At 53.5% G+C, this 23279-nt stretch carries 25 protein-coding genes and 3 tRNA genes; 16 read left to right on the top strand and 12 right to left on the bottom strand.

Features of this window, described 5'->3' with window-relative positions:
* Positions 1-26: 26 nt before the first annotated feature.
* From fliT to fliD, 3 genes are read right to left on the bottom strand one after another with little or no spacing between them, the layout of a single operon-like run.
* The gene (fliT, locus tag A3466_RS08270) at positions 27-398 is read right to left on the bottom strand and encodes a flagella biosynthesis regulatory protein FliT (protein WP_006811148.1); all 372 of its coding nucleotides are present in this window, start codon (positions 396-398) and stop codon (positions 27-29) included.
* Positions 398-808, bottom strand: coding sequence for a flagellar export chaperone FliS (gene fliS, locus A3466_RS08265; protein ID WP_063450171.1), 411 nt, complete (start codon positions 806-808; stop codon positions 398-400). The genes fliT and fliS overlap by 1 nt, the downstream gene beginning before the upstream one ends.
* Before the next feature lie 30 nt (positions 809-838).
* Positions 839-2251 (bottom strand): flagellar filament capping protein FliD, encoded by a 1413-nt coding sequence (fliD, locus tag A3466_RS08260; protein WP_063450170.1) that lies wholly within the window; start codon positions 2249-2251, stop codon positions 839-841.
* Positions 2252-2520: 269 nt separating this feature from the next.
* Between fliD and A3466_RS08255 the strand changes: the two genes are divergently transcribed.
* The 8 genes from A3466_RS08255 (at position 2521) to sdiA (ending at position 9820) form a co-directional block, all read left to right on the top strand.
* A complete protein-coding gene (locus tag A3466_RS08255) occupies positions 2521-3969 on the top strand; it encodes a flagellin (RefSeq protein ID WP_063450169.1) in 1449 nt (482 codons plus the stop codon).
* A gap of 163 nt (positions 3970-4132) precedes the next feature.
* Positions 4133-4852, top strand: a complete 720-nt coding sequence (locus tag A3466_RS08250) for an RNA polymerase sigma factor FliA (protein WP_003859623.1) — start codon at positions 4133-4135, stop codon at positions 4850-4852.
* A 54-nt stretch (positions 4853-4906) separates the two neighbouring features.
* Positions 4907-5458, top strand: a complete 552-nt coding sequence (gene fliZ, locus A3466_RS08245) for a flagella biosynthesis regulatory protein FliZ (RefSeq protein WP_063450168.1) — start codon at positions 4907-4909, stop codon at positions 5456-5458.
* An 86-nt stretch (positions 5459-5544) separates the two neighbouring features.
* Positions 5545-6345: a cystine ABC transporter substrate-binding protein gene (tcyJ, locus tag A3466_RS08240; protein ID WP_063450167.1), complete on the top strand. Its 801-nt coding sequence runs from the start codon at positions 5545-5547 to the stop codon at positions 6343-6345.
* A 103-nt stretch (positions 6346-6448) separates the two neighbouring features.
* Positions 6449-7435 (top strand): D-cysteine desulfhydrase, encoded by a 987-nt coding sequence (dcyD, locus tag A3466_RS08235; RefSeq protein WP_063450166.1) that lies wholly within the window; start codon positions 6449-6451, stop codon positions 7433-7435.
* 21 nt (positions 7436-7456) lie between these two features.
* Positions 7457-8125: a cystine ABC transporter permease gene (gene tcyL, locus A3466_RS08230; protein WP_003859632.1), complete on the top strand. Its 669-nt coding sequence runs from the start codon at positions 7457-7459 to the stop codon at positions 8123-8125.
* Positions 8122-8874: an L-cystine ABC transporter ATP-binding protein TcyN gene (gene tcyN / locus A3466_RS08225; protein ID WP_063450165.1), complete on the top strand. Its 753-nt coding sequence runs from the start codon at positions 8122-8124 to the stop codon at positions 8872-8874. The genes tcyL and tcyN overlap by 4 nt, the downstream gene beginning before the upstream one ends.
* Before the next feature lie 223 nt (positions 8875-9097).
* Complete coding sequence (gene sdiA / locus A3466_RS08220) at positions 9098-9820, top strand: transcriptional regulator SdiA (RefSeq protein WP_063450164.1); 723 nt, start codon at positions 9098-9100, stop codon at positions 9818-9820.
* 64 nt (positions 9821-9884) lie between these two features.
* Here the strand turns inward: sdiA and A3466_RS08215 are convergent, their stop codons facing one another.
* Both A3466_RS08215 and A3466_RS23805 read right to left on the bottom strand, forming a co-directional pair.
* Positions 9885-10109 carry a DUF2594 family protein gene (locus A3466_RS08215; protein ID WP_003859644.1) on the bottom strand — a complete coding sequence of 75 codons (225 nt, stop codon included), beginning with the start codon at positions 10107-10109 and terminating at the stop codon, positions 9885-9887.
* Positions 10096-10176 (bottom strand): hypothetical protein, encoded by an 81-nt coding sequence (locus A3466_RS23805; RefSeq protein WP_418235935.1) that lies wholly within the window; start codon positions 10174-10176, stop codon positions 10096-10098. Before A3466_RS23805 ends, A3466_RS08215 begins: the two co-directional genes overlap by 14 nt.
* Before the next feature lie 397 nt (positions 10177-10573).
* On the opposite strand from A3466_RS23805, the gene uvrY reads away from it, so the two are divergent.
* The 7 genes from uvrY (at position 10574) to A3466_RS08180 (ending at position 15291) form a co-directional block, all read left to right on the top strand.
* Positions 10574-11230, top strand: coding sequence for a UvrY/SirA/GacA family response regulator transcription factor (gene uvrY / locus A3466_RS08210; protein ID WP_063450163.1), 657 nt, complete (start codon positions 10574-10576; stop codon positions 11228-11230).
* A complete protein-coding gene (gene uvrC / locus A3466_RS08205; protein ID WP_063450162.1) occupies positions 11227-13059 on the top strand; it encodes an excinuclease ABC subunit UvrC in 1833 nt (610 codons plus the stop codon). The genes uvrY and uvrC overlap by 4 nt, the downstream gene beginning before the upstream one ends.
* A gap of 56 nt (positions 13060-13115) precedes the next feature.
* On the top strand, positions 13116-13664 hold the full coding sequence (gene pgsA, locus A3466_RS08200) for a CDP-diacylglycerol--glycerol-3-phosphate 3-phosphatidyltransferase (protein ID WP_003859652.1): 549 nt from the start codon (positions 13116-13118) through the stop codon (positions 13662-13664).
* Between the two features lie 152 nt (positions 13665-13816).
* Positions 13817-13892, top strand: a tRNA-Gly gene (locus tag A3466_RS08195).
* Positions 13893-13943: 51 nt separating this feature from the next.
* Positions 13944-14017, top strand: a tRNA-Cys gene (locus A3466_RS08190).
* Positions 14018-14028: 11 nt separating this feature from the next.
* Positions 14029-14115, top strand: a tRNA-Leu gene (locus tag A3466_RS08185).
* A gap of 249 nt (positions 14116-14364) precedes the next feature.
* A complete protein-coding gene (locus A3466_RS08180) occupies positions 14365-15291 on the top strand; it encodes a LysR substrate-binding domain-containing protein (RefSeq protein WP_063450161.1) in 927 nt (308 codons plus the stop codon).
* A gap of 5 nt (positions 15292-15296) precedes the next feature.
* On the opposite strand, the gene A3466_RS08175 is transcribed toward A3466_RS08180, so the two are convergent.
* From A3466_RS08175 to A3466_RS08150, 6 genes are all read right to left on the bottom strand, one after another.
* Positions 15297-15767: a hypothetical protein gene (locus A3466_RS08175; RefSeq protein ID WP_063450160.1), complete on the bottom strand. Its 471-nt coding sequence runs from the start codon at positions 15765-15767 to the stop codon at positions 15297-15299.
* Positions 15768-15929: 162 nt separating this feature from the next.
* Positions 15930-16646, bottom strand: a complete 717-nt coding sequence (locus A3466_RS08170) for an ABC transporter ATP-binding protein (RefSeq protein ID WP_063450159.1) — start codon at positions 16644-16646, stop codon at positions 15930-15932.
* On the bottom strand, positions 16643-17518 hold the full coding sequence (locus tag A3466_RS08165; RefSeq protein WP_063450158.1) for an ATP-binding cassette domain-containing protein: 876 nt from the start codon (positions 17516-17518) through the stop codon (positions 16643-16645). The genes A3466_RS08170 and A3466_RS08165 overlap by 4 nt, the downstream gene beginning before the upstream one ends.
* Positions 17515-18789, bottom strand: coding sequence for a high-affinity branched-chain amino acid ABC transporter permease LivM (livM, locus tag A3466_RS08160; RefSeq protein ID WP_063450157.1), 1275 nt, complete (start codon positions 18787-18789; stop codon positions 17515-17517). Before livM ends, A3466_RS08165 begins: the two co-directional genes overlap by 4 nt.
* An 11-nt stretch (positions 18790-18800) precedes the next feature.
* Positions 18801-19715 (bottom strand): ABC transporter permease subunit, encoded by a 915-nt coding sequence (locus A3466_RS08155; protein WP_063450156.1) that lies wholly within the window; start codon positions 19713-19715, stop codon positions 18801-18803.
* A gap of 68 nt (positions 19716-19783) precedes the next feature.
* Positions 19784-20905, bottom strand: coding sequence for a branched-chain amino acid ABC transporter substrate-binding protein (locus A3466_RS08150; protein WP_063450155.1), 1122 nt, complete (start codon positions 20903-20905; stop codon positions 19784-19786).
* A 411-nt stretch (positions 20906-21316) separates the two neighbouring features.
* Between A3466_RS08150 and A3466_RS08145 the strand changes: the two genes are divergently transcribed.
* The gene (locus tag A3466_RS08145; RefSeq protein WP_063450154.1) at positions 21317-21985 is read left to right on the top strand and encodes a YecA family protein; all 669 of its coding nucleotides are present in this window, start codon (positions 21317-21319) and stop codon (positions 21983-21985) included.
* Between the two features lie 28 nt (positions 21986-22013).
* Here the strand turns inward: A3466_RS08145 and tyrP are convergent, their stop codons facing one another.
* Positions 22014-23225 carry a tyrosine transporter TyrP gene (gene tyrP / locus A3466_RS08140; RefSeq protein ID WP_063450153.1) on the bottom strand — a complete coding sequence of 404 codons (1212 nt, stop codon included), beginning with the start codon at positions 23223-23225 and terminating at the stop codon, positions 22014-22016.
* Positions 23226-23279: the final 54 nt, after the last annotated feature.

Here is a 23279-nt window from a genome sequence, read left to right as displayed (position 1 = left end):
TTAACGCTTGCCCGCCAGTTAAATAGCTAATTAATATCGCTATTACTTTGCGGAACCAGGACATGACCGCCCTGATTACCGTAGGTGGAGAGAACGGTTTTCTGGATAGAGGATTGCCCAACCAGTTTCGCCAGCTCATCCATTCTGGCTTGTAGCAATGTTTTTACCTGGCCTTCGTTGTCCAGGATCACCCGCAGCGTCGGGCGAAGCTGTTCCTGAATCTGCATCGAAGGTTCACTTTCCTGAGTGAGACGAGCCAGTGAGTGCACCGCATTAACATAGTCGGTTTCACAGATGATCAGATCATCCCATAGTCCCTGCCGGGCCAGTCGCAACATCAACTGGCTCTGCTCAAGGAGTTGCTGATAAAGGGCATAAAGTTGCGGTGCGTTACTCATTAGACGGCGTCCTGGACAAGAGTTGGAATACCTGCTGCCTCCTTCCAGCCATCCGCAATATTGCGCAGTAAATTCTCCACCTCTTCGATGGCACTGGCATCATTGCGAATGTTGGCCTGAAGCAGGCGACGAACCATATAGGCATAGAGAGCAATCAGGTTTTGTGTTAACTCATCTTTACTCTCATCATCCAATCCGACCTTCAGGCCATTTTCGATGATATTAATCGCTTTGGAGAGCGCCTGCCCTTTTGCCGGGATATTACCATCTGCCAGGAACAGACGCGCGCGTACCAGTGCGCTGAGGGCTCCGTCAAATAGCATGATAACCAGCTGCTGCTGGCTGGCGCTCATCACCGCGCTTTCAACTTCTATCTTTGCGTAGGCTTGCGTGCCTTTTGCGCCGTACATGTTATCCCCCTCGGGTCTGATTATCTTTTACTACTTGCTGGAAGACGTATTCTCGAACTGCTGTGTAAGGTAGCTGCTCGTAGAGTTCAGCGAGTTCATCATGACGTCCAATTGTGTAAACTGTTCTTTATAACGCGCTACCATGGTGTCGATACGCTCGCTGGCCGCGTTGTATTGCTTAGTTAAATTGTTCAGGGTTTTACTGACGCCATCTTTGGCAGCCTGAATGATGCCGGTGCTGGAGAGCCAACCAGTCAGATTCGTCCCTACAGTGGTAGTGATCCCCGATGTCTTCCCGTCGCCTACCAGCAGTTCCTTCATACCAGCAGAGTTTGTTTTCATTGCTGCGCTAAGTTTGTCATCATCCACTTTTAGTTTGCCGGTGCTTGGGTCGGTCGTAATGCCAGCTTGTGCCAGGGTCTTAATATTGGAACTGGTGTGAGGGTTATTCAGCACGCTTTTCAACTGAGTCTGAATGGTGCGTAGTGTACTGTCGCCTAACAACGCGCCGTTGCTGGTATTCTGTGCGTCTGAACCCGCATCCACGGCAGTATATTTTGTGAGGCTGCTGAAAGTATCTTGCAGAGAGTTATACGCCGTAACCCAATCGTTTATCGCTTTGGTTGCTTTAGTGTTATCGGTAGTGATTGTTAAGGTCTGATTACCGGTAGTCACGTCGTTCAGGTTGAGGGTGATATCTTCCAGCGCATCACTAATGGTATTGCTGCTGTTTTCAATATCAACGTTATTAACTTTCAACAGCGCATTTTGAGCCGTAACGCTTTCCAGCATGCCGTTAGCGGTGTCTGCGCTATTGCCGTTGTAGCCCATGAAGGACTGAAGTGCCGTATCGCCGCTGACACTAATCGTCATGGCATTGTCTTTACCGGTATCTTTCGACGTAATGGACAGACGATACTCACCATTTCCGACGTTAATAATGCTGGCACTTACGCCGGCATCCGCTTTGTTGATTGCATCTCGGATACCCGTTAGAGAACTGTTTTCTGCACTGATATTAATGGTGACAGGTTTCTTGTCACCACCTTGCTGAATGGTGATGGTGCTGTCTGCTGTCGCAATCGCCGTTTTATTATCGCTTTGCGTTTTTGCTGTTGTCAGGGTTTGCGCCTGCGCAAGCTGCGATACGTTAATGGTGTATTTACCCGCAATCGCACTGCCGCTGGTTGTGGCACTGAAGGCTGTGCTGCTGCTGGCGGTTGTGGTCGCTGTAAACAGATCGGCTTTGCTAAGTGCAGTATTTGCCGTCTGGAAGGATTCCAGTGCACTTTTCAGCGTGCCGTAGGCACTAAGTTTTGCTGTATAGGAAGTTTGCTGCTTAGAGATCGGCGTCAGCTGTGCTTTTTGTGCAGCGGTCAGACTGTCCAGAATGTCACCTAACTGCAAACCTGAACCGACTCCCAACGTAGAAATACTTGCCATATTTATTCCTTAATGTAACGACACGTAGAACGAATAGTGGGGTTATCGGCCTCAACTCAGGAAAGTTTACGATTATGTTCTTTTTTTTAATGGCGAGAATAACGTTAATAGAGAAGAGTATTTCTGTGGCTAAAAAAAATGACGCGATCCTGAAAAAAAATCTAAAGGTTGTTTTGGACCAGACGATAACACCATTGACGGCGATGAAGCCGAAGGGTGGAAACCCAAATCTAACCAAACAGATTTGATGAACAACAGGAAACGTAATCATGGCACAAGTCATTAATACCAACAGCCTCTCGCTGATCACTCAGAACAACATCAACAAGAACCAGTCGTCAATGTCTACCGCCATTGAGCGTCTGTCATCCGGTCTGCGTATCAACAGCGCGAAAGATGACGCTGCGGGCCAGGCGATTGCTAACCGCTTCACCTCTAACATCAAAGGCCTGACTCAGGCTGCACGTAACGCTAACGACGGTATCTCTGTTGCGCAAACCACTGAAGGCGCGCTGTCTGAAATCAACAACAACTTGCAGCGTATCCGTGAGCTGTCTGTGCAGGCTTCCACAGGCACCAACTCCGATTCTGACCTGGCATCTATTCAGGACGAAATTACATCTCGTCTGGATGAAATTGACCGTGTATCTGAACAGACTCAGTTCAACGGCGTGAACGTGCTGGCTAAAGACGGTTCAATGAAAATTCAGGTTGGCGCTAACGATGGCCAAACTATCGAAATCGACCTGAAAAAAATCGACTCTTCTACCCTGGGTCTTAAGGGTCTTAACATTCAGACTGCAAATGTTTCTACTGGTAAAGAGCTGACTACCGTTCCTACCAATGTGACTCTGGACACTACTGCGTTTGACACTGCTGTTGATGGTTTAGAAACGGGTAACACTACTGCTACTATCGTAAAAGGTGAAGATGGTAGTTATTTTGCAAAAGTAACAGGTGCGACTACTGATACAACCAAAAATGGTTATTACTCAGTAAGCATCGATAACGCTTCTGGTGCAGTGACTCTGGGTACCAAAGTCGCAGACCAAACTTCTGTGAAATCAGATGATGTTGCGCAGACCTCTGTAACCGTAGACAAAGCGATTAACATGAGCGATGCCTCTGTTACTGCTATTCCAGGTGCAAAACTGTATCAAGTGACCAATGCGGCGGGTGATAAAGCGTATGCATTAAAAGGTACCGACAACAAACTCTATGCTGCTGATGTTACCAACGGTGTTGTAACAGCAAAAACTATCAACTATACCGATGCAGACGGTACCGCTGTAACAGGTGCTAATGTAACGCTGGGCGGGACTAACGGCCTGACCGAAGTAGTAACCGTAGGTTCAGGTGAAAATGCCAAAACTTACAAATCCAGTGACCTTAGCGGTGCTAATCTCCAGACTCAAACTCTGTCTGCAATCAAAACGTCTACCAGCAATCCTCTGGCAGCGCTGGATGACGCGATTTCAAGCGTAGACAAATTCCGTTCTTCATTGGGTGCTATCCAGAACCGTCTGGATTCAGCTGTAACCAACCTGAACAACACCACTACCAACCTGTCTGAAGCGCAGTCCCGTATTCAGGACGCTGACTATGCGACCGAAGTGTCCAACATGTCTAAAGCGCAGATCGTTCAGCAGGCCGGTAACTCCGTGTTGGCTAAAGCTAACCAGGTTCCTCAGCAGGTTCTGTCTCTGCTGCAAGGCTAATCGCCTGATGACGCTTAAACCCCGCTTCGGCGGGGTTTTTTCTATCCACGCACACGCGTAACCCCCCAAATAACCCCTCATTTCACCCACTATTCACCCGATTAAAACCCCTCCAGAATCGGATAATCATGCCGATAACTCAACTAACGCAGGGCTGTTTATCGTGAATTCACTCTATACCGCTGAAGGTGTAATGGATAAACACTCGCTGTGGCAGCGTTATGTTCCGCTGGTGCGTCACGAAGCATTGCGCCTCCAGGTGCGTTTGCCGGCGAGCGTGGAACTGGACGATCTGCTACAGGCGGGCGGTATCGGGTTATTGAATGCAGTTGACCGGTACGACGCTCTGCAAGGAACGGCATTTACGACTTACGCAGTGCAGCGTATTCGTGGTGCGATGCTGGACGAGCTGCGCAGCCGCGACTGGGTGCCGCGCAGCGTTCGCCGCAACGCGCGCGAAGTGGCGCATGCGATGGGGCAGCTGGAACAGGAGCTGGGGCGCAACGCGACGGAAACCGAAGTGGCGGAGCGTCTGGGCATTCCTGTTGAAGAGTATCGTCAGATGTTGCTCGATACCAATAACAGCCAACTCTTCTCTTATGATGAGTGGCGCGAAGAGCATGGCGATAGCATCGAGCTGGTGACGGATGAACATCAGCAAGAAAACCCGTTACACCACTTACTGGAAGGGAATTTACGCCAGCGCGTGATGGAAGCCATTGAAGCTTTACCAGAACGTGAGCAACTGGTGTTAACCCTCTATTACCAGGAGGAGCTCAATCTCAAAGAGATTGGCGCCGTGCTGGAGGTGGGCGAGTCTCGGGTGAGCCAGCTGCACAGCCAGGCCATTAAACGCCTGCGCACCAAACTGGGTAAGTTATAGGTGAGTGATTCGCCTTGGTAATGCCGCACAACGTATTGACAACCAGGAGTTATCATGACGGTGCAGCAATCTAAAAGACGGCCTTTAAGCCGCTACCTGAAAGACTTTAAACACAGTCAGACGCATTGCGCCCACTGTAAAAAATTACTCGACCGAATCACGCTGGTTCGTCGCGGTGAAATCGTGAATAAGATTGCGATTTCCCGCCTCGACACGCTGATGGATGAAGCCGCCTGGCTTGAAGAGCAAAAAGAGTGGGTAGCGCTTTGCCGTTTCTGTGGCGATCTCCACTGCAAAGAGCAAAGCGACTTCTTCGATATTATCGGCTTCAAGCAGTTCCTGTTTGAACAAACTGAGATGAGTCACGGCACCGTGCGTGAATACGTGGTTCGCCTGCGCCGCCTTGGTCAGCATCTGACCGTGCAAAATATCTCCCGCGATCTGCTGACGACCGGCTACCTGGATGAAAATCTTGAGCCCTGGCTGCCCGCCACCAGTACCAACAATTACCGCATCGCGCTGCGTAAGTACGCGCAATATAAAGTCCAGATGCCGGGCGCCCTAAAGCAGAAAGTCCACGCCGGAACAACTTCTGATATATATTAAAAAAGAATAAGATGTAGCGCAGCCGCCTTTGACGTTGCAGGCGATTTCTCTACACTACTCAAAAATTCCACTGTATCGGAGTACTTATGAAATTAGCACTTCTGGGTCGTCAGGCGCTGATGGGGATGATGGCCGTTGCGCTGGTCGCGGGGATGAGCGTAAAAACGTTCGCGGCAGATAATCTGCTCAATAAAGTCAAAGAGCGCGGCACGCTGCTGGTTGGGCTGGAAGGTACCTATCCTCCGTTCAGCTTCCAGGGCGACGACGGTAAGCTGACCGGTTTTGAAGTGGAGTTTGCGCAAGAGCTGGCAAAACACCTCGGTGTAAAAGCCTCTCTGAAGCCGACCAAATGGGACGGTATGCTGGCGTCACTGGACTCCAAACGTATTGACGTGGTGATTAACCAGGTGACCATTTCTGACGAGCGTAAGAAGAAGTATGACTTCTCCACGCCGTACACCGTGTCCGGTATCCAGGCGCTGGTGAAGAAAGGTAACGAAGGCAGCATCAAATCCGCCGCGGATCTGAAAGGTAAGAAAGTCGGCGTCGGTCTGGGCACCAACTACGAAGAGTGGCTGCGCCAGAACGTGCAGGGCGTTGACATCCGCACCTACGATGATGACCCGACGAAATACCAGGATCTGCGCGTAGGCCGTATCGACGCCATTCTGGTTGACCGCCTGGCAGCGCTGGATCTGGTGAAGAAAACCAACAATACCCTGGCTGTTGCCGGCGATGCGTTCTCCCGTCAGGAATCCGGCGTGGCGGTGCGTAAAGGTAATGAAGATCTGCTGAAAGCCATTGACGGCGCCATTGCTGAAATGCAGAAAGACGGCAGCCTGAAGGCGCTTTCTGAGAAGTGGTTCGGCGCAGACGTGACTAAATAAGTCTCTGCTCGACAAAAAAAGGCGCTTTTAAAAGCGCCTTTTTTATTTCTCGCGCGTCTGCGTGCATAATGAAATAACAATTGTTTGCGTGACCGGAGGAACCATGTCACTACAGAATTTAACGCGCTTTCCCCGTCTGGAGTTTATCGGCGCACCCACGCCGCTGGAGTACCTGCCGCGATTTTCTGACTATCTGGGGCGCGATATATTCATTAAGCGTGACGATGTGACGCCCATGGCGATGGGCGGTAATAAGCTGCGCAAGCTGGAGTTTCTCGCCGCCGATGCCCTGCGCGAGGGCGCGGATACGCTGGTCACCGCCGGGGCCATTCAGTCTAACCACGTTCGCCAGACGGCGGCCGTGGCGGCAAAGCTGGGCCTTCATTGCGTAGCCCTGCTGGAAAACCCGATTGGCACGCAGGCTGAGAATTACCTGACTAACGGTAACCGCCTGCTGCTGGATCTGTTCAACGTGCAGGTTGAAATGGTTGACGCGTTGACCGACCCGGCTGCACAGCTTGATGAACTGGCGACGCGCCTGGAAGCGCAGGGCTTTCGTCCGTACGTCATTCCGGTTGGCGGCTCGAATGCGCTGGGTGCCCTCGGCTATGTTGAGAGCGCACTGGAAATCGCGCAGCAGTGCGAAGGTGCGGTGAGTCTGTCATCGGTGGTGGTGGCGTCCGGCAGCGCGGGTACTCATGCCGGTTTAGCGGTCGGGCTTGAGCAACTGATGCCCGACGTTGAGCTGATTGGCGTAACGGTTTCCAGAAGCGTTGCGGACCAAAAGCCGAAAGTCGTCACGCTGCAACAGGCGGTGGCTGAACAGCTTGCGCTTGAGGCGAAGGCGGAAATTATGCTGTGGGATGACTACTTTGCGCCCGGCTATGGCACCCCCAATGATGAAGGGATGGAGGCCGTTAAACTGCTGGCGCGTCTCGAAGGTATTCTGCTTGACCCGGTCTATACCGGCAAAGCAATGGCGGGCCTTATCGACGGCATTGCCCGGAAGCGCTTTAAGGATGAAGGACCCATTTTGTTTGTTCATACTGGCGGGGCGCCTGCGCTGTTTGCCTATCATCCTCATGTCTGAAAATCAGGTCGAAAAATAATAATGCAAGAAAGTATTCAACTGGTTATTGATTCGCTGCCGTTCTTACTTAAGGGCGCGGTGTTTACGTTACAGCTCAGTATCGGCGGGATGTTTTTCGGGCTGGTGCTCGGGTTTGTGCTGGCACTGATGCGCATGTCAAACATCTGGCCGGTGCGGTGGCTGGCGCGGTTTTACATCTCCGTGTTCCGCGGAACGCCGCTTATCGCCCAACTGTTCATGATCTACTACGGGCTGCCCCAGTTCGGTATCGAGCTGGACCCGATCCCGGCGGCGATGATTGGTCTGTCGCTGAATACGGCGGCGTACACCTCGGAAACGCTGCGTGCGGCGATCTCGTCCATCGATAAAGGGCAGTGGGAAGCGGCGGCCAGTATCGGGATGACCCCGTGGCAGACGCTGCGCCGGGCGATCCTGCCGCAGGCGGCGCGCGTGGCGCTGCCTCCGCTGAGCAACAGCTTTATCAGCCTCGTAAAAGACACCTCGCTTGCGGCGACCATTCAGGTGCCGGAGCTGTTCCGTCAGGCGCAGCTGATCACTTCGCGCACGCTGGAAGTGTTTACCATGTATCTGGCGGCCTCGCTGATTTACTGGGTGATGGCGACGGTACTGTCGGCCCTGCAAAACTATTTTGAAAACCAGCTTAACCGCCAGGAGCGAGATCCAAAATGAGTGCAATTGACGTCAAAAACCTGGTGAAAAAATTCCACGGGCAAACGGTGCTGCACGGCATCGACCTTGAGGTTGAGCAGGGCGAAGTGGTGGCCATTATCGGCCCGAGTGGGTCAGGGAAAACCACGCTGTTGCGCAGCATTAATTTGCTTGAGCAGCCCGAAGGCGGGACGATCCGCGTGGGCGATATCACCATTGATACCGGGAAATCTATCAGCCAGCAAAAAGGGTTGATTCGCCGCCTGCGCCAGCATGTCGGCTTCGTATTCCAGAGCTTTAACCTCTTTCCGCACCGAACGGTGCTGGAAAACATTATTGAAGGCCCGGTCATCGTCAAAGGTGAACCAAAGGAAGACGCGACGGCCCGCGCCCGCGAGCTGCTGGCGAAGGTTGGCCTGGCAGGGAAGGAGACGAGCTATCCGCGTCGCTTATCGGGCGGGCAGCAACAGCGTGTCGCCATTGCGCGCGCGCTGGCGATGCGCCCGGACGTGATCCTGTTCGACGAACCCACCTCCGCGCTCGATCCGGAGCTGGTCGGGGAAGTGCTGAACACCATCCGCCAGCTGGCGCAGGAAAAACGCACGATGGTGATCGTGACGCATGAAATGAGCTTCGCTCGCGATGTGGCCGATCGGGCCATTTTCATGGATCAGGGGCGAATAGTAGAGCAGGGCCCGGCTAAAGCGCTGTTTGCCAATCCGCAGCAGCCCCGCACCCGTCAGTTCCTTGAAAAGTTCTTAATGCAGTAGCATTTTTGCACTCAATTTGCTCCAGATGCCGCTTCTGGAGCAAATTATCCTCCCTTAAAGTCGGGTATGTTGCTTTTTTATTCCGGCCAATGTGGTTAAGCCTTCTTCAAATTAAAGATAATCTGCCCGTGGCCGATATTTTATATAAATAATCATGCTTTATGTGTTAGGTTATATTCACCATAATAATGATTATCTATTTCAGAGGCTTCATTCACTAAGTATGAGGGATATAGACTTTTTCACCTGGCGACGGGAATGCTTCCTTCGGTTTCAGGAAATGACCTGTGCTGACGAGGTATATCAGGAGCTTCAGCGACAAACGCAGGCGCTTGAATTCGATTATTATGCGCTTTGTGTTCGACACCCTGTGCCATTTACCCGCCCGCGAACCTCCGTCCATTCCAGTTATCCGCAACAATGGATGGCACAATATCAGTCCGAGAATTATTTCACCATCGATCCGGTACTGAAGCCGGAGAATTTCATACAGGGACATTTGCCCTGGACGGATGAATTATTCGTGGATGCCCAGCAATTATGGGACGGCGCCCGCGACCACGGTTTACGCAAGGGAATAACGCAGTGTCTGATGCTGCCAAATCATGCGCTCGGCTTCCTCTCCGTGTCACGGACCAGCATAGAAGCAAACGCCATCACCAAAGAAGAAGTTGAGCTGCGTTTGCAAATGCTGGTCCAGATGGCGCTCACAACCCTGTTGCGTTTTGAACATGAGACGGTGATGCCGCCGGAAATGAAATTCAGCAAGCGTGAACGGGAAATACTGAAGTGGACCGCAGAAGGGAAGACGTCGGCAGAAATTGCCATCATTCTATCCATTTCGGAAAATACCGTGAACTTCCATCAGAAGAATATGCAGAAGAAATTCAACGCGCCGAATAAGATCCAGATAGCGTGTTATGCCGCCGCGACGGGACTTATCTGACTGCTCTCACGTTCTGCGTGTCAGACGAGGAAAAGGCTGAATGCACTGCATCCAGCCTTTTTTGTTACTGGCGGTAGGCTTGTTTAATTTGCTTAACCGTATTGGCAAAAACAGCGGATTCCGCCTGGTCTTCCATCTGCGCGATCTGTTTTTCCATTTTAATGATCACACGTCCAGCATCAGCCTGGCCCATCGCTTGTAGCATAAGCGTCAGCAGCGACTTCAGGCAGTTAACTTCCTGTGCCAGTTCCTGGTTATTCTCGGCAGTGGCAAATTCAGGTGTGCTCATTTATTTTCCTCATTATAAAACAGCGCATGAGCGCGACGATGAAAGTTAAGGCGGCGGAGTATACCACAAGCTGCGGCAAAAAATGCAGTGGTTGTTTTTTATACTTTTCCGCGTATTGATTATTGGCTGGTGCGGATTATGAAGGTAATCTGTCCAATATGTTAGCGACAATTAAATGTTTATCGCCGGTACGTCATCCGTTAATTGTTGTTACAAAAAAATGAGGGCATTTTTTAGTTTACGTTAACAAATGTTTTGGTAGCTTTTTGAATGTTGGAGCCAAAAAATAGCGGTAAAGCCCAGCGTACAAGGGTTTTCTTTCCACTTACTGTACAGCCTAATTTCCAAAAACGAGACCCGAATCGTATAGCCGATTTTTTAGCGTTTTAATCTTGCATGGAAAACCGTTAATATAAACACAATTAGCAGTCAGTAGCGTTATCCCTATTCTGGAGACATTTCCTTTGATCAACGTCCTTCTTGTTGATGACCACGAACTGGTGCGCGCAGGGATACGACGCATTCTTGAAGATATAAAGGGTATTAAAGTTGCCGGCGAGGCATGCTGTGGTGAAGATGCCGTCAAATGGTGTCGTACTCACTCAGCAGATGTGGTGCTGATGGATATGAACATGCCCGGCATCGGCGGGCTTGAAGCCACGCGTAAAATCGCCCGCATGTTTGTTGATACCAAAGTCATCATGCTGACCGTACACACTGAAAATCCGCTGCCCGCCAGAGTTATGCAGGCAGGTGCCGCAGGATACCTGAGTAAAGGCGCCGCGCCGCAGGAAGTCGTCTATGCGATCCGTTCCGTACACGCAGGGCAGCGCTACATTGCTTCTGATATTGCTCAACAGATGGCGTTGAGTCAGATTGAACCGGAAAAAACGGAATCGCCGTTTGCCAGTTTGTCTGAGCGCGAATTGCAGATTATGCTGATGATTACTAAAGGTCAGAAGGTGAATGAGATTTCAGAGCAACTGAATCTCAGCCCGAAAACGGTCAACAGCTATCGTTATCGAATGTTCAGTAAACTGAACATTCATGGTGATGTCGAACTGACTCACCTGGCCATTCGCCATGGTTTGTGCAATGCGGAGTCGTTATTAAGTCAGTGAGTGAAGCGTTCGATTCAAAAGCATTTCTGAAAACCGTCACCAGCCAGCCGGGCGTCTACCGTATGTACGACGCTGGCGGTACGGTTATCTATGTCGGTAAGGCGAAAGATCTCAAAAAACGCCTTTCCAGCTATTTCCGCAGCAACCTTGCTTCTCGTAAAACCGAAGCGCTGGTCGCCCTCATACATAACATTGATGTCACCGTGACGCACACGGAAACGGAAGCGCTGCTCCTTGAGCACAACTACATAAAGTTGTATCAGCCGCGCTACAACGTTCTGCTGCGCGATGATAAGTCCTACCCGTTTATCTTCCTGAGCGGTGATACGCACCCGCGGCTGGCGATGCATCGTGGCGCTAAGCATGCGAAAGGGGAATATTTCGGCCCCTTCCCGAACGGTTATGCCGTACGGGAAACGCTGGCGCTATTGCAAAAAATCTTCCCCGTTCGCCAGTGCGAAAACAGCGTCTACCGCAACCGATCCCGACCGTGCCTGCAATATCAGATTGGCCGCTGTCTGGGGCCGTGCGTTGAAGGGCTGGTGAGCGAAGAAGAGTACGCGCAGCAGGTGGAATATGTACGCCTGTTTTTAGCCGGGAAAGACGATCAGGTGCTCACGCAGCTGATTGCCCGCATGGAAAAAGCCAGTGCGGGGCTGGAGTTTGAGGAAGCCGCTCGCATCCGCGATCAGATCCAGGCGGTGCGCAGGGTGACCGAGAAGCAGTTTGTTTCCAATACCGGCGACGATCTCGATGTTATCGGCGTAGCTTTTGACGCCGGTCTCGCCTGCGTTCACGTGCTGTTTATTCGTCAGGGTAAAGTGCTCGGCAGCCGCAGCTACTTCCCGAAGGTGCCTGGCGGCACCGAGCTGGGTGAAGTGGTGGAGACTTTCGTCGGCCAGTTTTATTTGCAGGGCAGCCAGATGCGTACGCTGCCCTCGGAGATCCTGCTCGACTTTATGCTTGACGATAAAACCCTGCTGGCGGATTCGCTTTCAGAGCTGGCAGGCCGCCGGGTGAATGTCCAGACGAAACCGCGCGGCGATCGCGCGCGCTATCTGAAGCTGGCGCGAACCAATGCCGCCACGGCGCTGACCACCAAACTTTCCCAGCAGTCGACCGTCAGCCAGCGTTTAACCGCGCTTGCGGCGCTGCTCAAGCTGCCGGAAGTGAAACGCATGGAATGTTTCGATATCAGCCATACGATGGGTGAGCAGACCGTGGCGTCGTGCGTAGTCTTTGATGCCAACGGTCCGCTGCGGGCAGAATATCGACGCTATAACATCACCGGCATTACGCCCGGTGATGATTACGCCGCCATGAACCAGGTGCTGCGTCGTCGCTATGGTAAAGCGATAGAAGAGAGCAAAATTCCTGACGTTATCCTTATTGACGGCGGGAAAGGGCAGCTGGGCCAGGCGAAGGCGGTGTTTGAATCGCTCGACGTGGAGTGGGACAAAAACCATCCGCTGCTGTTAGGGGTGGCGAAAGGTGCGGATCGTAAAGCGGGCCTGGAAACGCTGTTCTTTGAGCCGGAAGGCGAGGGGTTTAGCCTGCCGCCAGATTCCCCGGCGCTGCACGTGATCCAGCACATCCGCGATGAGTCGCACGATCACGCCATCAGCGGGCACCGCAAAAAACGGGCGAAGGTGAAAAATACCAGTACCCTCGAGACTATCGAAGGCGTTGGGCCAAAACGTCGCCAGATGCTGTTGAAGTATATGGGCGGATTGCAAGGATTACTCAATGCCAGCATGGAAGAAATTGCAAAAGTGCCGGGTATTTCGCAAGGGCTGGCAGAAAAGATCTACTACTCGTTGAAACATTGAGGGCTCTGTAGCAACATAGAGCTAAATTTTACTGACAACAGACAGTTACCGTCATCATGCGATTTAATATCCCTACGTTGCTCACCCTTTTTCGCGTTGTGCTCATTCCGTTCTTTGTACTGGCATTTTACCTGCCGGTCGTCTGGGCGCCTTTTGCCTGTGCGCTGATTTTCCTGATTGCCGCCGTGACGGACTGGTTTGACGGGTATCTGGCACGCCGCTGGAATCAGAGCACCCGCTTTGGCGCGTTCCTCGATCCGGTCGCGGATAAGGTGATGGTGGCGATCGCGATGGTGCTGGTGGCGGAGCATTATCATACCTGGTGGGTCACGCTGCCCGCCGCGACCATGATTGGCCGTGAAATTATTATCTCTGCCCTGCGCGAGTGGATGGCGGAGCTGGGGAAACGCAGCAGCGTGGCGGTATCCTGGATCGGTAAAGTCAAAACCACCGCACAAATGGCGGCGCTGGTGTGGATGCTGTGGCGTCCGAATGCCTGGGTCGAGTGGGCCGGCATTGGCCTGCTGTGGGTTGCGGCAGTGCTGACGCTGTGGTCAATGCTGCAATATTTGAACGCTGCGCGCGGTGATTTGCTTGAACAGTGATCGTTTCGGCTTAATTTTCAGCAAACGATCCTGAGATGCAAAAAATAACGTTGACTCAAAACGTCATATCAGTAGAATGCAACGCATCGAACGGCGGCACAGTTAGCCGGACGATAATGAAATCAAGTGGTTAGTAGTTAACTTGATAACATGCGGGAATAGCTCAGTTGGTAGAGCACGACCTTGCCAAGGTCGGGGTCGCGAGTTCGAGTCTCGTTTCCCGCTCCAGATTAAAGCATCGGCAGTTTGCGGGTGCGTGTCGAAAGACAAAAGATTTAAGGCGCGTTAGCAAAGCGGTTATGTAGCGGATTGCAAATCCGTCTAGTCCGGTTCGACTCCGGAACGCGCCTCCACTTTCTTCCCTGGCCGGATGGTGGAATCGGTAGACACAAGGGATTTAAAATCCCTCGGCGTTCGCGCTGTGTGGGTTCAAGTCCCACTCCGGCTACCATGGGAAACAAAGAATAATCAAAGCAATAAGCAGTGTCGTGAAACCACCGAAAGGTGGTTTTTTTGTGCCCGGCCTTCCGCTAATCATTCTCCTTCATCCCTGTTCTGCACTTAAAACACAGCGTTCCTTTCGCAACGGAATTAAACAGATACGCATTATGCTATCGTGTAGCGGGCGCGATATGCGGTTTGAACACGTGCACGTTTGCGACCCCGATTCCCCATCTCATCACGTTATGTAAGGGACGCTATGTCTTTACCGCCATTGTATGCACTGCGTGCGTTTGAAGTTGCTGCGCGGCTGAACTCCTTTAGTAAAGCCGCTGAAACGCTGAATATTACGCCGGGCGCGGTCAGCAGACATGTTCGTACCCTTGAACAATGGTTCGACTGCGAGCTTTTCAAAAGGCAAGGTCCTCGCGTGGAGGTCACTGAAGCCGGGCGGGTGCTTGCCGGACAGTTGAACGAAAGCTTCACGAGCATTGAATGGGCCTGCCGGGCATTTCGCAGTGAAAACCATCTGCTGCGGTTAAAAGCACCCAGCACCCTGACCATGAGATGGCTTCTCGACGTACTGCGATCTTTTCGCAACAACCATGCAAAACCACAGGTGGAAATTGCCAGCGTCTGGATGGACATTGACACCGTTGATTTCAATCTTGAGCCATACGACTGCGCCATTCTTCTCGGCAATGGCCGTTTTGGTGAGACAACGGAAAGCCAGCTGCTTTTTCATGAATGGCTTATTCCGGTTTGCACCCCATCGCTTCTCGAATCGGCCCGGAAGCAGCTTTCGAAATGCGATCTGATCCATCCTTCACCGGACAGACGGGACTGGAGGCGCTGGCTGCGAAGGACGGGCTTGTTCCCGGGGCTCGATATGAGCAGCGGCATGGTGTTTGACACCCTTGAACAGGGAAGTATCGCCGCGATGAACGGGCACGGCATCGCCATCGCCGACCTGCATCTCACGCTTGATGCGCTGAAAAGCGGCCTGCTGGGGCTGCCGTTCAGGGAAGCTATCGCGACGGGAGATGGCTACTACCTCGTCTGGCCAAAAAATTCGCTCAAAAGAGAGAGCATCCAGCACCTTCTGGCGTGGCTGCAAAACCATACCCCGGTCATTCCGGCTCTGGATATTCTTTATCTGGAATACGATGAAAGCCGGGTGTATTAATACCGTTATGAGTAAGAGATGTTTGCCATCTTTTTATAGCGTTCTGGCAAAGCGCTGTTCAGGCTGAGCACCTTATCGAGAATATAAAAAGCAGGGGTATTTTTTTGCTGCTCAGCCTCGATGATTGCGGCGCGTAATATCGTGGCGGCAGACGAAATCTTGTGAAAATATGCCTCGGACTCGGGCGTCTGAAATTCACCCGATGTGGCGTAACGCACATGCGGCCAGCCGGAGAAGTCGAGCAGCGGAAGGGGCTTTCCTGCTTCAGGATGACAGGCTGAAATCAGCGCAGCTGCTTGTTCAGGGTCGCGATGGGCAACGGAAAGCATGTACACGCGCTGCGAAAACGGTGACAGAGCTTCTGAGTGATGTTTCGTCGCCATAAGCATGGCCATAAAATCCTGTAAATCATTGGCTGAATCGGTGTCAGGTGGTAATACAGTTTTCATTAACTGATATAACGCATCTAGTGTCATGTTTGCCCCGGATCCTCTTATCATTATTATTCAGTTTACGGCTGAACGTTTATCGGCCCGCGCAAAGGCGGGTCGTGAGGATGATATTTGAATACGGCCGCATCAGAAAAACGATTAATAATGGAAATCATTGTGAGTTTTTCTCACTATAGCCTCCAGGCTTCACACGCCACCCAGATACGCCTTCCTCACCTCCGGATCCCTCAGCAACGCCTCGCCGCTGCCGCTCAAACGAATTTGCCCGTTAACCATCACATAGCCGCGATCGGACAACTTCAGCGCATGGTGCGCGTTCTGCTCTACCAGAAAAATCGTCATCCCGTTACGGGCCAGCTCGCGCAGCGTCTGGAAGATCTGCTTAACCACGATGGGCGCAAGACCGAGACTGGGTTCATCCAGCAGCAGAAGTTTGGGGCGGCTCATCAACGCCCGGGCGATAGCCAGCATCTGCTGCTCACCGCCGGAGAGGGTCATCGCCCGCTGGTTGCGTCGCTCCCTGAGGCGGGGAAACAGGTCAAACATGCTTTGCAGATCTGCCGCCGCATGGTGATTGCCGATGGGGATTGTCCCCATCAGCAGGTTCTCTTCTACAGACATATCCGGGAAAATGCGCCGCCCCTCAGGTGCCTGCGCGATGCCGCCGGTGGCCACGTAGTGGGTGGATTTTTGGCTGATATCCTCCCCGCAGAAGAGGATCTGCCCATTGCGGATCCGGGGCTGGCCAAAAACAGACATCAGTAATGTGGATTTCCCCGCGCCGTTAGCGCCAATCAGGGCCACGGTTTCCCCTTTATTCACCTCCAGCGAAACCTGCTTCAACGCCTGGATCGCCCCGTAGAACACGTCCACATCATGAAACTGAAGCATCGGTTCGCTCACAGATTTACCTCGCTTTCGTCGGTGCCCAGGTACGCGGCAATCACCTTTTCGTTGTGCTGGATCTCGGCGGGTTTACCTCTGGCAATAACGTCGCCGTGATCGAGCACAATAATGTCGTCCGAAATGTCCATCACCATCCCCATATCATGCTCAATCAGCAATACCGTGATGTCGTGGTGGTCGCGCAGGAACCGAATGATATCGCTCAGCTTGTGCGTCTCTACCGGGTTCAGGCCGGCAGCGGGTTCATCAAGACAAATCATCTCCGGGCCGGTACACATGGCGCGGGCGATTTCGAGGCGTCGCTGCTGGCCATAGGACATTTCACCGGCCAGACGGTTGGCGCAATCCACCAGATCCACCACCTCCAGCCAGTAAAACGCCCGGTCCAGCGCATCGTTCTCTGCCCGACGATACGCAGGGGTGTTCAGCACCCCCGCCAGCAGGTTACGGTTGACGCGCATATGCTGTGCCACCAGTAGGTTTTCCACCACCGACATCTCGCGGAACAGGCGGATGTTCTGAAACGTGCGCGCAAGACCCGCGCGGTTCACCAGATGCGTGCCGCCAAACATCTTATAGAACAGGCGTTGACCAAGCTGCGCCGGGTTGAGCCAGTCGCCGGGCTGGAATTTCTGTCCGAGCACCTGAATGACGTTGGTGGTTTTATGCCGGGCATTGAACAGAATGTTGCCGCCGGAGGCCCGGTAGAAACCGGTCAGGCAGTTAAAGACGGTCGTTTTCCCCGCGCCGTTAGGGCCAATCAGGGCGGTAATTGAACCGCGCAGCACCTCAAGATTGACGTCATTCAGGGCCTTGATCCCGCCGAAATGCATCATCAGATGTTCTACACGCAAAATCGTTGCGTTCATGGCGCCACTCCTTTCCGTACGGCAAATCCGCTGCGGTTGATGCGGATCAGACCGCGAGGACGCCAGATCATCATCACCACCATCAGCATGCCAAAGAGCAATACGCGGTATTCCGCAAAGCTGCGCAGCAGCTCAGGCGTGACGGTCAGCACAAAGGCGGCCAGCACAACGCCCACGGTAGAACCCATCCCGCCCAGAACCACGATCGCGAGGATCAGTGCCGATTCAAAAAAGGTAAAGGAGGTGGGGTTAACAAATCCCTGATAGGTGGCAAAAAACACCCCGGCAATACCTGCCGTTGATGCGCCCAGGGTGAAGGCCGAAAGTTTGACCAGAACGTGGTTAAGCCCCATGGAACGGCAGGCAATCTCATCCTCACGGAGCGCTTCCCACGCCCGTCCGATGGGCATTCGGGTCAGCCGGTGTTTAATGTACAGCACCAGCATGACCACCAGAAAAAGCACGGCATAGATGAAGATAAACTTCATGTTGGGGTTATAGGTCAGGCCGAAAAACTCGTGGAAGGGTACGCCGCCTTCTTTGGCCCGTCGGCCAAACTCCAGGCCAAAAAAGGTCGGGGCAGGGGCCGAAACGCCGTTTGGCCCGCCGGTGAAGGTGAGCCAGTTGTTCAGCACCAGGCGGATGATCTCGCCAAACCCGAGCGTGACGATGGCGAGATAATCCCCGTGCATGCGCAGCACCGGAAAGCCGAGCAGGGCACCCGCGCCTGCGGCCATCAGCGCCGCCAGCGGCAGCATACTCCAGAACCCAAGGCCCAGATACTGATATCCGAGCGCCAGGCCGTAAGCGCCAATGGCGTAAAAGGCGACGTAACCCAGATCCAGCAAACCCGCGAGCCCGACGACGATGTTCAGCCCAAGGCCGAGCAGAACGTAGATCAGCCCGAGAATAGCAACCGTCAGCACGTATTTGGTGGCAACAAACGGGAAGCAGATCGCCAGCGCCATAATCAGCGGAAGGATCCAGCGCAGGCGGCTTTTATATTCCGGTGGCCGGACATACACCCCCGTATTGTCGGATTCAAACCGCGCCTGTAAACGCTTTCCAGCCGCCGTGCCCGTGAAGGCGCTCAGCAAAAAGCGTCCCAGCATCACGATGCCAACAATCCACGCCAGACGCTGGCCGTCAAAGTTAAAGCTGTAACCATCCAGTATGACGCCCGCAATCGGGCCGAAAATAATCAGGGCGATCATTCCGGAAAAAATGGCGTCCAGAATGCAGCGCTTCAGGGAAAAACCGTCAGAGGTCATCGCGTTGTTCCTTACACTTTAGCCACGACAGGGCGGCCTAACAGCCCCTGAGGACGGAAGATCAGAATTAAGACCAGCAAACCAAACGAGAACACGTCTTTATAATCTGAGTTCACCATCCCGGAGAATTGTGCTTCTGCGACGCCCAGAATCAGCCCGCCGAGCATCGCCCCGGGCAGAGAGCCGATGCCGCCCAGCACCGCCGCCGTAAAGGCCTTAATGCCGATAACGAACCCGACGTAGAAATCAAAGGTGCCGTAATTCATGGTGATCAGCACGCCCGCCAGCCCGGCCATGGCTGCGCCGATAACAAACACCAGCGAAATAATTCTGTCGGTATTGATGCCCAGAATAGAGGCCATTTTGCGATCCTGCTGCACCGCACGGCACATCCGCCCCAGGCGGGTACGGTTGATAATCCAGGTCAGCACCAGCATGCCCGCGAACGAGGCGATGAGAATAAAGACTTTGGTATAGGTTATCTGAACAAACCCTTCGCCCAGGTGGAAACGCAGCACGCCATCCAGCAGGGTGGGCACGCCCTGCTGACGCGGACCCTGACTGAGCTGGGCGTAGTTTTGCAGTATCAGCGACATCCCGATAGCCGAAATCAGCGGCGCCAGACGCGTCGAATTGCGTAGCGGCTTATAGGCGATGCGCTCGATCGTCCAGCCGTAAACTCCGGTAACCACGATGGTGAAAACCAGCGTTCCCAGGATCAGCAGCGGAAAGGACTGAAGTCCAAAAAACGCCAGCAGGGCCAGGCCAATGGCCGAGAGATAGGCGGAAATCATATACACTTCGCCGTGGGCGAAGTTAATCATACCGATGATGCCGTACACCATGGTATAGCCGATGGCGATAAGGCCGTAGACCGAACCCAGCGTTAAGCCATTAATTAACTGCTGTAGGAAGAATGTACTCATTGTCGCGCACCTGAATAAAGGGTTACGCCGACAGGCAGACCTGCCGGCGCAGAGCAGATTCCGTCCCGTTATGGCACTTCTTTATATTTGCCTTTGTCGTCCCACTGGTAGACCACGTAGTCAGACACCTTGAGGTCACCTTTGCTGTCCCAGGCTTTTTTACCCATGACCGTGTCGACAGGGTTGGCCTTCAGCCACTCGCTGGCTTTCGCCGAATCCGTGCCTTTTGTGGCCTTGAAAGCCGCCGCGATAGCCTGCACGGAAGCGTAGGCGTAGAGGGTATACCCTTCTGGTTCAAATTTACCGGCGCGGAATTTATCAATCACGGCTTTTCCGTCGGGGATCATGCGCGGATCTTTACCGAACGTCATGTAAATACCGTTGGTGTATTGCGCTCCGCCGGCAGCGGTGACCATCTCTTCATTGACGATGCAGTCCCCAGAGAAGAACTTCGCCTGCACACCCTGCTCACGCATCTGGCGAACCAGCGGGCCCGCTTCCGGATGGCAGCCCCCGAAGAACACCACGTCCGGTTTTTGTGCGCCAATTTTGGTCACCAGTGCGTTAAAGTCTTTTTCCCCGCGCGATAATCCTTCGTACATCACATCCTTAACGCCGCGTTTCGCCAGCGCCGCCTTAGTGGCGTCCGCCAGCCCCTGACCGTAAGTGTCCTTATCGTGGATGATGACCACCCGTTTGGCCTTCAGCTTATCAAGAATAAAATCGCTGGCGACCTGGCCCTGCTGGTCGTCACGACCGCACATGCGGAACACATCGCTCATGCCGCGCTCGGTAATCAGCGGGTTCGTTGAGCCGGGCGTGATGGAAAGGATCCCGGCATCGCTATACACCTCGGAGGCGGGCATGGTCGACGAGGAGCAGAAGTGGCCGACGACCGCTTTCACCTTGTCCTGATCGACTAAGCGGTTGGCGACGGCAACGGCCTGTTTGGGTTCGCAGGCGTCATCGCCCTGAACCAGTTTGATTTTCTCACCGTTGATCCCGCCTGCTGCATTGATATCTTCCGCCGCCTGCGTAGCGCCATGCCAGTACTGATCGCCGTAGGTTGCGTTCGGGCCGGTAAACGGCCCGGCCACGCCGATGACGATATCGGCCTGCACGGAAAAGGCCGTCATCAGACAGCCGGCCAGCACCAGGGAGAGGGGAGTTTTGGTAAATTTCAGCGACATTATTATGTTCCTTAGCAAAGAGGTTTTTGCACCAGGTATAAACCCGAACGCCTGATGGCATTGTTAATCCAAAAACAAGAGCGAGAACAAAATGCACTTTAGAAGCAATCTTCTGCTTAATACGGCGAGGATCCCACGCACCGTGAAGCGCGCAGAACATTAAGCAAAAAGGTTGCCAGAATGGTTAATCCCTTGACCGGGGCACAACATGTTGAGTATAGAGTGCCGTTTTAAGCCGCTTTGCGGGATAAGATGAATTTTCAGCGGAGATCACATCTCCTTAACAACAAAGCCCATAAGTTGTGCAACGGTCACGATTTGCACGTTTTTGCAGCAGCAAAGACCTCAACTTGAGATAGGCACGGGCGGCGATATATGTCAGGATCGTTTTTTTTATCAGGAGTATCCGCAATGGCTGAAGGCCCATTAAATGAAAGCGAGATGGCGTGGCTGGAAGAGACGTTAATGTCTTACGGTCACGACGATGCATCCGTGATTGACGTGTCCGAACTGGACGGCATGCTTACCGCAGTACTTTCCGGTCCCGTTGTGGTGGAGCCCGACACCTGGCTGGTGGCGGTCTGGGGTGGTGAGAAGTATATTCCGCGCTGGAAAAACGATCGTGAAATGAACCGATTTATCGATCTTTGCTTTAAGCACATGAACGATATTGCCGAGCGTCTGAGCGAATACCCGGATCAGTTTGAACCGCTGTTTGGTTATAACGACGTTGACGGCCAGAGCTACACCGTGGTGGAAGAGTGGTGCTATGGCTACATGCGCGGCGTGGCGCTGACGGACTGGTCATCCCTGCCGGAAGCGCTGGAAGCGGATCTGGCGGTGATTGCCCTGCACGGCACGGAAGAGAACAGGGAGAAGCTGGATGCACTGACCGAAGAGGAGTATATGGCCAGCATCGAGAGCATTCAGCCTGCGGCGCTGCGTTTGTATAACTACTGGGTCGCTAACCCGCAGCAGCCGGAAGCGAAAAAGCCGATAATCAACGGGGCGAAAGTGGGGCGTAACGACCCATGCCCGTGCGGCAGCGGGAAGAAGTTCAAAAGCTGCTGCCTGCACTGAAAAAAGGGGCTATTCATAGCCCCTTTTTTTACCCCACTTCCGGCAGCATTCCCGCTGCAATCAGCACCTGCACCAGAATAATCACCACCCCACAACCAAACACCGCGCACAGCATTGGCGTACCGCCCGCCACGCGATACCCCTGTTGCGGATGCTGCTGGCGGCTTTTCCACGCCAGCAGAGAAGGCAATAGCAGGGCCAGAACCGATAACGCCACGCCGGCATACCCCAGCGCCATCACAAATCCGCGCGGGTAAAAGAGCGCGAAGGCCAGCGGCGGCAGGAAGGTCATCGCCCCCGTCTGTAAGCGTCCGGCAACGGTATTGCGACGCTGGAGCAGATCCGCCATATAGTCAAACAGGCCAAGCGCCACGCCGAGGAACGAGGTTGCCAGCGCCAGGTCCGCAAACAGATGTACCGCCAGCTCTACGTGTGAAGAGGCCACCACGTTACGCAGGGCAACCAGGAAACCATTCAGACCAGAATGCTCGGCCATCAGGCCAATAAAAGTGGTGGAATCGATGCTGCCCAGCGTCACCAGCTGCCAGAACAGATAGGCAATCAGCGGAATGGCGCTGCCAATGACAAAGACGCGGCGCAGCTTGCGTGTGTCGCCATTCATATAGCTCACGATGCTCGGCACGCTGCCGTGAAAACCGAACGAGGTAAAAATCACCGGGATGGCCGAAAGCGCCAGACCTTTCTCCAGCGGCATCGTCAGCAGGTTGATCTTATGAACGTGCGGGGCCAGCAGCACCAGCATCACAACAAGGAAGAGAATTTTGGCGCTGAATAAAAAGCGGTTAAACAGATCGACCAGCGACGTGCCCGCGCAAACCACGCCGCCACCGATCAGCGCAAAGACAATGGCGCCTGTTTCCGGTGAAACCGACGCCCCGAAGCCGTCATTGATACTTGACGCTATCAGTTCCCCGGCGCCGCTGATGTAAGCGGCAGTCAGCGCGTACATCAGGAACATCATGCTAAAACCGGTGATCCACTGCCCGTAGCGTCCAAGATAGCGTGCCGCCAGGGAGCCTAAGCCGGTATCGGCAGGGACGTGCTGATAAACCTCCAGCAACAGGAGCGCGGTGTAACACATCAGGGCCCACAACCCGCCAAGTAACAGTACGGTCACGCCAAATCCGACGCCGGCAGCCGCCAACGGCATAGCCAACATTCCTGCGCCAATTGTCGTTCCGGCGACGATAAAAATACTTCCCAGAGTTCTGTTCTTCACGCTTTCCTCTACATCCCTTCCATACCGCGACTCATTCTGCGGCGCAGAGTAAGG

This window comes from Enterobacter genomosp. S, assembly GCF_001631805.1.
Classification (GTDB): domain Bacteria; phylum Pseudomonadota; class Gammaproteobacteria; order Enterobacterales; family Enterobacteriaceae; genus Enterobacter; species Enterobacter quasihormaechei.
Note: the sequence above shows the minus strand (reverse complement) of the source record. Positions and strands in the feature narration are given on the sequence as shown.

Excerpts from the sequence above, each read along its gene's own strand:
- fliD (WP_063450170.1), bottom strand. The coding sequence starts at position 2,251 with ATGGCAAGTATTTCTACGTTGGGAGTCGGTTCAGGTTTGCAGTTAGGT.
- pgsA (WP_003859652.1), top strand. The coding sequence starts at position 13,116 with ATGCGATTTAATATCCCTACGTTGCTCACCCTTTTTCGCGTTGTGCTC.
- A3466_RS08180 (WP_063450161.1), top strand. The coding sequence starts at position 14,365 with ATGTCTTTACCGCCATTGTATGCACTGCGTGCGTTTGAAGTTGCTGCG.
- dcyD (WP_063450166.1), top strand. The coding sequence starts at position 6,449 with ATGTCACTACAGAATTTAACGCGCTTTCCCCGTCTGGAGTTTATCGGC.
- tcyL (WP_003859632.1), top strand. The coding sequence starts at position 7,457 with ATGCAAGAAAGTATTCAACTGGTTATTGATTCGCTGCCGTTCTTACTT.
- A3466_RS08145 (WP_063450154.1), top strand. The coding sequence starts at position 21,317 with ATGGCTGAAGGCCCATTAAATGAAAGCGAGATGGCGTGGCTGGAAGAG.
- fliZ (WP_063450168.1), top strand. The coding sequence starts at position 4,907 with ATGACGGTGCAGCAATCTAAAAGACGGCCTTTAAGCCGCTACCTGAAA.
- A3466_RS08155 (WP_063450156.1), bottom strand. The coding sequence starts at position 19,715 with ATGAGTACATTCTTCCTACAGCAGTTAATTAATGGCTTAACGCTGGGT.
- fliT (WP_006811148.1), bottom strand. The coding sequence starts at position 398 with ATGAGTAACGCACCGCAACTTTATGCCCTTTATCAGCAACTCCTTGAG.
- sdiA (WP_063450164.1), top strand. The coding sequence starts at position 9,098 with ATGAGGGATATAGACTTTTTCACCTGGCGACGGGAATGCTTCCTTCGG.
- fliS (WP_063450171.1), bottom strand. The coding sequence starts at position 808 with ATGTACGGCGCAAAAGGCACGCAAGCCTACGCAAAGATAGAAGTTGAA.
- A3466_RS08175 (WP_063450160.1), bottom strand. The coding sequence starts at position 15,767 with ATGACACTAGATGCGTTATATCAGTTAATGAAAACTGTATTACCACCT.
- A3466_RS08255 (WP_063450169.1), top strand. The coding sequence starts at position 2,521 with ATGGCACAAGTCATTAATACCAACAGCCTCTCGCTGATCACTCAGAAC.
- livM (WP_063450157.1), bottom strand. The coding sequence starts at position 18,789 with ATGACCTCTGACGGTTTTTCCCTGAAGCGCTGCATTCTGGACGCCATT.
- A3466_RS08165 (WP_063450158.1), bottom strand. The coding sequence starts at position 17,518 with ATGAACGCAACGATTTTGCGTGTAGAACATCTGATGATGCATTTCGGC.
- tcyJ (WP_063450167.1), top strand. The coding sequence starts at position 5,545 with ATGAAATTAGCACTTCTGGGTCGTCAGGCGCTGATGGGGATGATGGCC.
- A3466_RS08215 (WP_003859644.1), bottom strand. The coding sequence starts at position 10,109 with ATGAGCACACCTGAATTTGCCACTGCCGAGAATAACCAGGAACTGGCA.
- A3466_RS08150 (WP_063450155.1), bottom strand. The coding sequence starts at position 20,905 with ATGTCGCTGAAATTTACCAAAACTCCCCTCTCCCTGGTGCTGGCCGGC.
- tcyN (WP_063450165.1), top strand. The coding sequence starts at position 8,122 with ATGAGTGCAATTGACGTCAAAAACCTGGTGAAAAAATTCCACGGGCAA.